The sequence below is a fragment of the Megasphaera cerevisiae DSM 20462 genome, assembly GCF_001045675.1.
Classification (GTDB): Bacteria; Bacillota; Negativicutes; order Veillonellales; family Megasphaeraceae; genus Megasphaera; species Megasphaera cerevisiae.
On the sequence record NZ_LEKT01000078.1, the window covers coordinates 1 to 8,584 of the forward strand.

The following is an 8,584-nucleotide window of genomic DNA, read 5'->3' on the forward strand; positions in this document are numbered from 1 at the left end:
TATTTCAATGGACGGTGTCAGTGGTCTTGAAGATGGTGCTAAAGCTATATTCAAGAATGTTGTGGTGCAGCGCTGTATGGTACATCTAATCCGCAACTCTCTGAAATACGTGCCCAGTAAGGATTACAAAGCCTTTACGGCACAGCTGAGAAAAATCTATGGGGCAATCAACCTGAAAGGAGCACAGGTTGAATTTGAACGGTTCTGTGATGTGTGGGCCAAGTATCCCGGTGCCATCCGCGTGTGGAAAGACAATTTTCGGCACGTGGAACAGCTTTTTAATTATGGCAGCGATGTGCGTCGGGTCATGTACACGACCAATGCCATAGAGAGCGTCAACTCAAGTTTCCGCAAGGTCACAAAACAGGGCGCTTTCAGCAATGAAACAGCCGTTTTTAAGGTGTTTTATTTACGAATTAAGGAACTTTATCAAAAATGGCGCGGCCACTCCATTCGCAATTGGGCCATAGTAATGAATCAGCTGGTTATTGACGAACGGATTGGCACCATGGTACGAAAATATCAGGTTTCAATTTAAAGTAATTTACACACTTTACTTGACAATCCCGAAAATTCAGATGTCGGGCAATGTGAATTGTCCGCGCCCCCTTACCAAGTGTAGATAACCTTGTTATTTTGATTTGTATATTGGATGTACCCATAGAACTCTCGTCGTTACTACTGATGAGAGTCATGATTTTTATAAAATAATAATTTACTGGTTTTGCTATATCTTTTAATAGTAGAATATAGTAAAATTAATGAGAAAGATTGTAATAGGAAACTTTGCAAATTGTGTTATATTGGCAATATGAAATGTAAAATTATCGCCGCTAATGGCTGTTATGCGGTTCACATCAGTTTTTGATAATAATCTCAGAAATTTTTGTATGCAAAATCTATCATCGCCGAAAAACAATCAATAGCCCCAGTCATAATGCAGGTTCCAGAAGACAGCGTAAAATAAACTAATCCCCATAAGGGGACGGAAACATTTATGGCATTTTGGATAATTACATCCCCCATGAAAGTAAAATAAACTAATCCCCATAAGGGGACGGAAACTTTCAGAAAGTCACATTGTTTACCATAAGTAGTTTTAGTAAAATAAACTAATCCCCATAAGGGGACGGAAACTCATTTTAACCTCCTGCTTTGCTTTTGTTCTTCCTGTAAAATAAACTAATCCCCATAAGGGGACGGAAACACAGCCCATTTCTTACTAATCGCCGCATCATTATTGTAAAATAAACTAATCCCCATAAGGGGACGGAAACTAAATACAAATCCTCATAACAGATGTTTTGCGTCGAGTAAAATAAACTAATCCCCATAAGGGGACGGAAACAACTTCTGGAAATTTTATTTCCGCCTTTTTCTTCTTGTAAAATAAACTAATCCCCATAAGGGGACGGAAACAACTCACCCATATCAAACGGGCAGTTAAAATCGTAAAATAAACTAATCCCCATAAGGGGACGGAAACTCTTCCGGTAAAGAGGGTTTTAACAGGGACTGGTTACAAGTAAAATAAACTAATCCCCATAAGGGGACGGAAACTCAACCCGGACACACCAATGGCTGTTAGTAATCGTAAAATAAACTAATCCCCATAAGGGGACGGAAACTCACGAAACTATTGTTTTCGTGAATACGGATGCGGGTAAAATAAACTAATCCCCATAAGGGGACGGAAACCGTATGCATACCCATTATCTTCATACAAATTTATTTCGTAAAATAAACTAATCCCCATAAGGGGACGGAAACTTCAAATCAAATACTTTAATTAATATATTTTGTAACCGTAAAATAAACTAATCCCCATAAGGGGACGGAAACTAACATGAAAGAATCTATCCTATCTTTAAACCACTGTAAAATAAACTAATCCCCATAAGGGGACGGAAACTGTAGTGGCCAGTTTCTACCGCGAAGGCCACCTCTAGTAAAATAAACTAATCCCCATAAGGGGACGGAAACGAATTTCCGTTAAATGATTGCAGTCCTTTAAGTAGTGTAAAATAAACTAATCCCCATAAGGGGACGGAAACTTTTATTTATTTTTTCTTTCATTTCCATTTCTGATAGTAAAATAAACTAATCCCCATAAGGGGACGGAAACCGTAGCATATTCTTTATCTTGATTACATTATACATCGTTTATTATGTGTGTAAAATAAACTAATCCCCATAAGGGGACGGAAACCGTAGCATATTGCTGCTACGTGCTTCATACTGTAGTAAAATAAACTAATCCCCATAAGGGGACGGAAACTAATTTAATAAATTTGTCCGCATTTTAATCATCTCGTAAAATAAACTAATCCCCATAAGGGGACGGAAACTTATCAGTTTGTCTTTAATCTTTAGTATTTTCATAGTAAAATAAACTAATCCCCATAAGGGGACGGAAACTCCTCTAAAATTAACTATCTTTAACTTATGATTCATTGTAAAATAAACTAATCCCCATAAGGGGACGGAAACTCTTTACAATTCCATAATTTTAAACTCACATTTAGTAAAATAAACTAATCCCCATAAGGGGACGGAAACGTAAAGCCTTTTTTATTATGTTGTCATATTCTTGTAAAATAAACTAATCCCCATAAGGGGACGGAAACCTTTTGATAATGCTTGTATGTATAAAGTTGGTTCGGCGTAAAATAAACTAATCCCCATAAGGGGACGGAAACTTTTATTAAAATAATCGTTCATTATTTTTCCTCCAGTAAAATAAACTAATCCCCATAAGGGGACGGAAACTCTATGCGTTGTTTCACATTTATAGATTCTAGCATTGTAAAATAAACTAATCCCCATAAGGGGACGGAAACGCTTTTTATTTAATTGCTTCCCGTCAAAACTTTTTGTAAAATAAACTAATCCCCATAAGGGGACGGAAACTCGTATATTTCGTCACTGAACATGTCATACTCATTGGTAAAATAAACTAATCCCCATAAGGGGACGGAAACTTTCAATTTTTTCTATCATTTTCAAATTTTCAATTTGTAAAATAAACTAATCCCCATAAGGGGACGGAAACATCTACCATGAAGTAGCTATCACTCACGCTGTAGTTGTAAAATAAACTAATCCCCATAAGGGGACGGAAACCGTAATTAATTTTTCCAAATCTAATTTCTTTTTTCGTAAAATAAACTAATCCCCATAAGGGGACGGAAACTGCATTTAATTTCTTTCTTATTTAATTTTGCCATTTGTAAAATAAACTAATCCCCATAAGGGGACGGAAACACCTTACTGCGATTTACAATAGAGCCACAAATAACGTAAAATAAACTAATCCCCATAAGGGGACGGAAACTAATTTCATAGCGATCAACAGTTTCACCCAAACGGTAAAATAAACTAATCCCCATAAGGGGACGGAAACAGCCGGAAATATAGTGTAACCACCACTAGGTTACAAGTAAAATAAACTAATCCCCATAAGGGGACGGAAACATCACCCCAAAGAAATATTCTTTTTCTTTCTTAGCGTAAAATAAACTAATCCCCATAAGGGGACGGAAACTTTTTATTCCTCCTATTATGCAAAAATCCATTTTGGTAAAATAAACTAATCCCCATAAGGGGACGGAAACTTCTTTGTTAAATTCTTCTCTTGTCATTTTAAATCGTGTAAAATAAACTAATCCCCATAAGGGGACGGAAACTGTTGCAAATTGAGTTTTCAAGCTATAGTCCCAGTGACGTAAAATAAACTAATCCCCATAAGGGGACGGAAACTTTTCATCTAAAATTTGGACTGTGTTGTTGTCTTTATCGTAAAATAAACTAATCCCCATAAGGGGACGGAAACAACTTCATTGCCAGCTAACATTTCTTTCCATCCAGGTAAAATAAACTAATCCCCATAAGGGGACGGAAACCGCAAAAAATTATACATAAGCCAAAAAATTTTGGGTAAAATAAACTAATCCCCATAAGGGGACGGAAACTGAGTATAGACAGAAGTAATTACCATTATTTTCATGTAAAATAAACTAATCCCCATAAGGGGACGGAAACACTCATTGTCTAATACATCTGAATTTTTCACATCTTGTAAAATAAACTAATCCCCATAAGGGGACGGAAACGATGCGACCGAAGGCATAGCATTGGGGCAGGATGGTAAAATAAACTAATCCCCATAAGGGGACGGAAACTATGCATAAAATGTCAATGGTTACTTTTAGTGTCGTAAAATAAACTAATCCCCATAAGGGGACGGAAACAGGCCTTATTTGGCTATTTCACCTCCTCTATTTTAGTAAAATAAACTAATCCCCATAAGGGGACGGAAACTTGCCTTACCTTTATCTTATGACTTATTATAGCAGTAGTAAAATAAACTAATCCCCATAAGGGGACGGAAACTCGATTCCGGATATGGGCAATCATTGCAGCCTGTCAGTAAAATAAACTAATCCCCATAAGGGGACGGAAACGACCCTTTAACTGGCGTAAGCTATACTTTATCATGGTGTAAAATAAACTAATCCCCATAAGGGGACGGAAACGCAGACTCCTTTTTCATACCATTTTATCTTCCTTGTAAAATAAACTAATCCCCATAAGGGGACGGAAACTTTATCTGACGATTGCATAAATTTAGGCAAATCCAACGTAAAATAAACTAATCCCCATAAGGGGACGGAAACTTTACCCATGCATTTATGATATCAGCGTGATCCAATTGTAAAATAAACTAATCCCCATAAGGGGACGGAAACGTTAAGTTACCATACTTATCCCAGACCTCAGCCTGTAAAATAAACTAATCCCCATAAGGGGACGGAAACGCGTAACCTATTTTCGTTAGGCTACCGAACTTATCGTAAAATAAACTAATCCCCATAAGGGGACGGAAACTCCGCAAGGACCAACGACGTGATCAGCTCGCTGCGCGTAAAATAAACTAATCCCCATAAGGGGACGGAAACTTGCTTTATTTTGTACATATAAAGTATTTACATTTAGTAAAATAAACTAATCCCCATAAGGGGACGGAAACTATCTTAGTCGTTGTCCAACTCAAGCCAGCAATGTTGTAAAATAAACTAATCCCCATAAGGGGACGGAAACTCACATTCCTTGATGTACTTCCTAATTGCGTCGGTGTAAAATAAACTAATCCCCATAAGGGGACGGAAACTCTATCTACCAGTCTTTTTCTATGCAGACAGCGTTTGCGTAAAATAAACTAATCCCCATAAGGGGACGGAAACAGTCTGCTTATTTGCATTAATAGCACTTATCATTTAGTAAAATAAACTAATCCCCATAAGGGGACGGAAACGGCTGATATTTATGCCTATATTTGCGCCGAAAAAGTAAAATAAACGTAAGCGTCACATAGGTTCTTTCCAACTTTAGTTGATTTTTTGCAATTCTAATCGTAATAATTTAAATTTTAGTAATTTGAAACTACAACGACCATACATGATTCTTTTAATCACCTTTAATTTATTGACACTCCCTTCAGCTAAACCGTTGTTAAATTGTAGTATAATTGCATTTTTAACAGCGGAGATATCATTTTTTAATCCAGATACATAGTAATTAATTTCAACTATATCTAATTTTTCCGCTTGGAGCATCCAGCTATCTAATAAATCAACTTTTTTAGAAAATACAAGTTCGTGAAAAGCTCGAAGCAATTCATATACCTTGCCTAAAGTTGGATATTTTTTTATTATGACTTCATATTGCTCATTTGTTATTCCTTTAATTGCTTCAATTTTGCGATAGATAAGCTGAACCATCCACTTGCGGGCAACATATTCACATGACGTATTTGGTTTTGAGCCCTGTAGGTTTTTCTGATGCTCTCGTTCTTTTTGCATAAATACTCTTAACGCGTCAACGGTTCCCGTATATCCTTTCTTACGAATTATTTCTGTTATTTGTTTATATGTCATTCCTTTCGACCGCAGTTCTATTACTTCTGCTTCATATTTTTGCAGTTTTCCTGGTCTGCGATTGTCATAGTGACCATTTATGAGTGAATAGTTACCAGAAACATATTTCATGATAGTCTGATACGTATGTCCTGTCATGCACATGATTTCTTCGACAGGTCGTCCTTGCTTAAATAGTTCTTTGACATGATCAACTTTGCTTTGCTTTTTTTTCATTTCTATCAGATGCTGTTTCTCTCGAGCAGAATTCATAGCAGTGGGGATATCACATTCTTCCATTTTTAAGTATTTTGATATTGTTGAAATGGATGAATGTAAAAGTAAGGCAATTTCAGACTGTGTATAACCGTCTGCATATTTTGCCCTAGAAAACATAATTCTTTCATGGCGATTTCTAGTATTTAACAATGCCTGCATTTCTGGACTTTGTGTTGCCATGGTTGCGGGTATCTCTAAACGTGCCGGATATAGACGGTACATATATTTTTCGACTGCTTCTGAAAGATTTTTAAAAAGATGAAATCGATCACTAACTTGTATTGCATTAGGATGTGCCTGAGTTATTGCGGCAGAATAGGTAGCAGATCCATCTCTTGATACAACCGAAATATTAGGATATTGCCTTAACCATTGTGAAACATCATCCTTCTCACGGGAATTTAATAAGTCGACTACTCGATGTGTATCCATATCAATCAAGATGGTGCCATATGTATATCGTTTTTTGAATGCAAAATCATCTATGCAAGCATGAACTAAAGCCTTTTTATTTATCTGAGGAGTTTTTTTTAAGCAGCCTACAAATGCTGCTTTTTCCAATTGTTACCGTACTCTCTGATAATAAAGAAGCAGCGGTAACAGAACTCACATTAGCAGATACTTTTAAAATATTATCGATGAGTCGTTCTGTTTTACGGGCTTTAACAGCCAAAAAATCAAATCTCTCAGCAAACGTTTTGTGGTTACATTCAGGGTTTATACAAAACATTTTCCGATTATTTAAAAGAATGATAACTTTCTTATTCATAATTGGTAAATCTTGAAATTCTCTTTGGTATGTAGAATGTACTTTCGTTGAATAGATTTTACAATATGGGCATTGGACCATAGTTCGTGATGAAGCAACTTGAATAATCAGCGTATCCCCTTTTATTTTATGAGCAATATATATTAAATTTTTATCAAGCATTGTTACAAAATCATGCATATTCATCTCCTCCTAACTCTAGTGTAATTATATTTTATTACTTTAATATTATAAAATCAACTAAAGTCGGAAAGAACCGCACGATAAAACAGTGGATAAAAAAATGCCTGGCATTCTGTTATCCTAAACATACATGCCAGACATGGTTTTTGATCTATTTTATTTTTCACAAGCTGTTCGGATCGCCGGATTCTATGGTATGTACCTATCCAGTACGTCTCTATCCGGAAATTTCGTTTCATTCGGCAGATGTTGGAACAGGTACAGCAAGTAGTTTTCCGGATTGAGCTGGTTGGCTTTACAGGTTTCGATGATGCTGTACACTGCAGCACTGGCTTTGGCCCCTTTCGGACTACCGCTAAACAGCCAATTCTTACGGCCGATGGTAAATGGTCGGATGCTGTTTTCCGCAATGTTATTCTTATCTGTGTTGTTCTGCATAGTTGGATTCTAATTGTGCCACAGACTGTGGCACAATTACTCCAGTTCTTTTTCGATTTCCTCAATAGACGGCAAACTGTTGTGCAATTCCTCCGGAAGTACCTTTGCAATCTTGTTTTTCCACTCTGCCACACCGATAGGATTCTGATATCCGGCCAGAGAATACTCTACCGCGGTTTTATTTTTACCCTTTATCAACAGCAGACCGATAGTCGGTTGATCATCCGGATGACGCAAAACATCGTTTACTACATTTTGGTCCATATTCAATTGACTGATAAATCCCGGCTCAAAATCGCAGGATTTCAGTTCAATCATCACATAGCATCGAAGTTTCAGGTGGTAAAACAGAAGGTCAATATAAAAATCATCGCCACCAACTTCCAAATGTACCTGTCTGCCTACAAAAGCAAACCCCTGCCCCAACTCCAGTAGAAAACTCTGAATATGTTCTGTGAGTTGTCGCTCAATTTCAACTTCTCGCCGAGGTATATCCGTACCAAGGAAATCAAACAGATATGGATCTTTAAACACCTGATTAATCATATCGGAATCCGCTGGCGGAAGTGCTGCAGGAAAATTGTTCCCACTTCTTCCCGAACGCTCCATGAGACCGCTTTGTATTTGCAGTGCAAGCACATTGCTGCTCCAGCCATTTTCTATTATTTTATGGGTATACCAGATACGGCACTCCATAGAATCCAGCTTATCCAAACAGTATACTCCATCTCTTTTATGTCAACCAACGATTCCTGCTTCATATCGCCTCTCTATGGTGTCCGCCTCTGCTTGGGCTGAAAAGATCAGAAATTCTATTGCACTACTCTACTACGCCATTTTTTCTTTCGTTTTTATCAATTTTCCCATTTATCCTGCTGTTCTATATCTTTTTTCATTTCATCTAAATCAACGCAAAAACAATTTCTAACTTGGATAGTAAGGGAAAGTCTATCGACAGATCGGGGGCAATCATTAGATGTATTTTTCACAGAAAATTCAT

4 protein-coding genes, 1 pseudogene and 1 CRISPR repeat array are annotated in these 8,584 nt (G+C 37.0%); of the genes and pseudogenes, 1 reads left to right on the top strand and 4 read right to left on the bottom strand.

Annotation, left to right across the window (positions count from 1 at the left end):
* Positions 1-538: IS256 family transposase (locus AB840_RS14420; RefSeq protein ID WP_048515542.1), on the top strand; the 538-nt coding region annotated here is incomplete at its 5' end.
* 420 nt (positions 539-958) lie between these two features.
* Positions 959-5,314: a CRISPR direct-repeat array (repeat unit 35 nt; unit sequence GTAAAATAAACTAATCCCCATAAGGGGACGGAAAC).
* A gap of 73 nt (positions 5,315-5,387) precedes the next feature.
* On the opposite strand, the gene AB840_RS14425 is transcribed toward AB840_RS14420, so the two are convergent.
* The 4 genes and pseudogenes from AB840_RS14425 to AB840_RS14440 all read right to left on the bottom strand — a co-directional run bounded on the left by AB840_RS14425 (position 5,388) and on the right by AB840_RS14440 (position 8,298).
* Complete coding sequence (locus AB840_RS14425; RefSeq protein ID WP_201775886.1) at positions 5,388-6,755, bottom strand: ISL3 family transposase; 1,368 nt, start codon at positions 6,753-6,755, stop codon at positions 5,388-5,390.
* Entirely contained in the window at positions 6,703-7,143 is a 441-nt protein-coding gene (locus tag AB840_RS17665) for an ISL3 family transposase (protein WP_048515543.1), read from the bottom strand. Before AB840_RS17665 ends, AB840_RS14425 begins: the two co-directional genes overlap by 53 nt.
* 192 nt (positions 7,144-7,335) lie before the next feature.
* A pseudogene (locus tag AB840_RS14435) lies at positions 7,336-7,578 on the bottom strand (transposase domain-containing protein); the annotation flags it as partial.
* Between the two features lie 42 nt (positions 7,579-7,620).
* Positions 7,621-8,298 (bottom strand): PDDEXK nuclease domain-containing protein, encoded by a 678-nt coding sequence (locus AB840_RS14440; RefSeq protein WP_200810012.1) that lies wholly within the window; start codon positions 8,296-8,298, stop codon positions 7,621-7,623.
* Between the last annotated feature and the right edge of the window lie 286 nt (positions 8,299-8,584).

Coding starts and splice junctions, on each gene's coding strand:
- AB840_RS17665 (WP_048515543.1), bottom strand. CDS start 7,143: ATGCATGATTTTGTAACAATGCTTGATAAAAATTTAATATATATTGCT.